The sequence below is a fragment of the Roseivivax halodurans JCM 10272 genome, from assembly GCF_000521785.1.
GTDB lineage: Bacteria > Pseudomonadota > Alphaproteobacteria > Rhodobacterales > Rhodobacteraceae > Roseivivax > Roseivivax halodurans.
The window spans coordinates 1-2,790 of sequence record NZ_JALZ01000089.1 but is presented as its reverse complement, the minus strand read 5'-3'; the positions used below and the strand labels follow the sequence as shown (position 1 = coordinate 2,790).

Sequence of the window (2,790 nt, the reverse complement as noted above, 5' to 3'; positions counted from 1 at the left end):
ATATAAGTGTCCAGTCATGTGACGGCGTACCTTTTGTATAATGGGTCATCGACTTGGTCTATCTAGCAAGCTTAAGCCGCTAGGCGTAGGCGCAGCGAAAGCGAGTCTTAATAGGGCGCATGAGTTAGGTGGATCAGACCCGAAACCGAGTGATCTAGGCATGACCAGGATGAAGGTTAGGTAACACTAACTGGAGGTCCGAACCCACACCTGTTGAAAAAGGTCGGGATGAGTTGTGCCTAGGGGTGAAAGGCCAATCAAACTCGGAGATAGCTGGTTCTCCGCGAAATCTATTTAGGTAGAGCGTCATCCGAATACCCCGGGGGGTAGAGCACTGGATGGGTAATGGGGCCCCACAGGCTTACTGATCCTAACCAAACTCCGAATACCCGGGAGTACTAGATGGCAGACACACCGTGGATGCTAACGTCCATGGTGGAGAGGGAAACAACCCTGACCTCCAGCTAAGGCCCCCAATTCATGGCTAAGTGGGAAAGCAGGTGGGACGACCAAAACAACCAGGAGGTTGGCTTAGAAGCAGCCATCCTTTAAAGATAGCGTAACAGCTCACTGGTCTAAACAAGTTGTCCTGCGGCGAAGATGTAACGGGGCTCAAGCCATGAGCCGAAGCTGAGGACGCGAGAGCGTGGTAGCGGAGCGTGGTGTGACATAGTCTCATGTCTCCTTCATGCCTACGGGCATATTGGAGACGCGAGGCTTGCAGAGAAGCCGGACCGTAAGGTTGACCGGTGGAGCGATCACCAGCGAGAATGATGACATGAGTAGCGACAAGGAGTGTGAGAGACACTCCCGCCGAAAGTCCAAGGGTTCCTGCTTAAAGCTAATCTGAGCAGGGTAAGCCGGCCCCTAAGGCGAGGCCGAAAGGCGTAGTCGATGGGAACCAGGTCAATATTCCTGGGCCAGGAGATGGTGACGGATTGTCCGAGTCGTACGTCCCTTATCGGATTGGGGCGTATATGCGGCAGTCCCTGGAAACAGCCCTCCATGAGACCGTACCCGAAACCGACACAGGTGGACTGGTAGAGCATACCGAGGCGCTTGAGAGAACGACGTTGAAGGAACTCGGCAAAATACCTCCGTAAGTTCGCGAGAAGGAGGCCCGGGCTATGATGTCCGGGGGCACAAACCAGGGGGTGGCGACTGTTTACTAAAAACACAGGGCTCTGCGAAGCCGCAAGGCGACGTATAGGGTCTGACGCCTGCCCGGTGCCTGAAGGTTAAAAGGAGGGGTGCAAGCTCCGAATTGAAGCCCAGGTAAACGGCGGCCGTAACTATAACGGTCCTAAGGTAGCGAAATTCCTTGTCGGGTAAGTTCCGACCTGCACGAATGGCGTAACGACTTCCCCGCTGTCTCCAACGTCGACTCAGCGAAATTGAATTGCCTGTCAAGATGCAGGCTGCCCGCGGTTAGACGGAAAGACCCCGTGCACCTTTACTACAGCTTCAGACTGGCACCAGGCCAGGCATGTGCAGGATAGGTGGTAGGCTTCGAAGCGGGAACGCCAGTTCCCGTGGAGCCATCCTTGAGATACCACCCTTGCCTCGCTTGGTGTCTAACCGCGATCCGTCATCCGGATCCGGGACCCTCTGTGGCGGGTAGTTTGACTGGGGCGGTCGCCTCCTAAATCGTAACGGAGGCGCGCGAAGGTTGGCTCAGAGCGGTCGGAAATCGCTCGTTGAGTGCAATGGCAGAAGCCAGCCTGACTGCGAGACTGACAAGTCGAGCAGAGTCGAAAGACGGCCATAGTGATCCGGTGGTCCCAAGTGGGAGGGCCATCGCTCAACGGATAAAAGGTACGCCGGGGATAACAGGCTGATACTGCCCAAGAGTCCATATCGACGGCAGTGTTTGGCACCTCGATGTCGGCTCATCTCATCCTGGGGCTGGAGCAGGTCCCAAGGGTACGGCTGTTCGCCGTTTAAAGAGGTACGTGAGCTGGGTTTAGAACGTCGTGAGACAGTTCGGTCCCTATCTGCCGTGGGTGTAGGAGACTTGAGAGGAGTTGACCCTAGTACGAGAGGACCGGGTTGAACGATCCACTGGTGGACCTGTTGTTGCGCCAGCAGCAGTGCAGGGTAGCTATGATCGGACAGGATAACCGCTGAAGGCATCTAAGCGGGAAGCCCCCCTCAAAACAAGGTCTCCCCGAGGGCCGTGGTAGACGACCACGTCGATAGGCCGGAGGTGTAAGCGTGGCAACACGCTCAGCTGACCGGTACTAATGGCCCGATAGGCTTGACCCGATCCAGAAACAGACAGGTTCGACCTGCCTCTGGTGACGAAAGCATACATCCCTTGTGACACGACAGACAGCGAGCGCCGAAATGGCGATGTTGATATCCTTGCTTACTGCCAGGCGAGCGACGCGTCTTGCGCAACAGCGGCGAAAGCCGCGCGCAAAACAAACGCGCCCAAGTCGCCGAACAGGCGGTCGCGCAAGGATCGCGTGTCTTCCTCGGTTTGGTGGTCATAGCACGAGCAAAACACCCGGCTCCATTCCGAACCCGGCCGTTAAGTGCCGTCGCGCCAATGGTACTGCGTCTCAAGACGTGGGAGAGTAGGTCGCCGCCAAACCTAGAAAGACACGCCCGTATCTCTCGAACACGATGATCAACGCGATCATGCGGCACCCCGCATGACCGGCCGAAACCGCACCACGCGAAAACGGCCAAACAAAGTGTCGCGGGATGGAGCAGTCCGGTAGCTCGTCAGGCTCATAACCTGAAGGTCGCAGGTTCAAATCCTGCTCCCGCAACCATCGTTTCCGA

At 56.6% G+C, this 2,790-nt stretch carries 1 tRNA gene and 2 rRNA genes; all 3 read left to right on the top strand.

Annotated features, from left to right (window positions below):
• Window positions 1–2,265 (top strand): 23S ribosomal RNA (locus OCH239_RS22450); the annotation flags it as partial.
• A gap of 216 nt (window positions 2,266–2,481) precedes the next feature.
• Window positions 2,482–2,596, top strand: a 5S ribosomal RNA gene (gene rrf, locus OCH239_RS21130).
• Between the two features lie 107 nt (window positions 2,597–2,703).
• Window positions 2,704–2,780: transfer RNA gene (locus OCH239_RS21125), tRNA-Met, on the top strand.
• Window positions 2,781–2,790 lie beyond the last annotated feature (10 nt).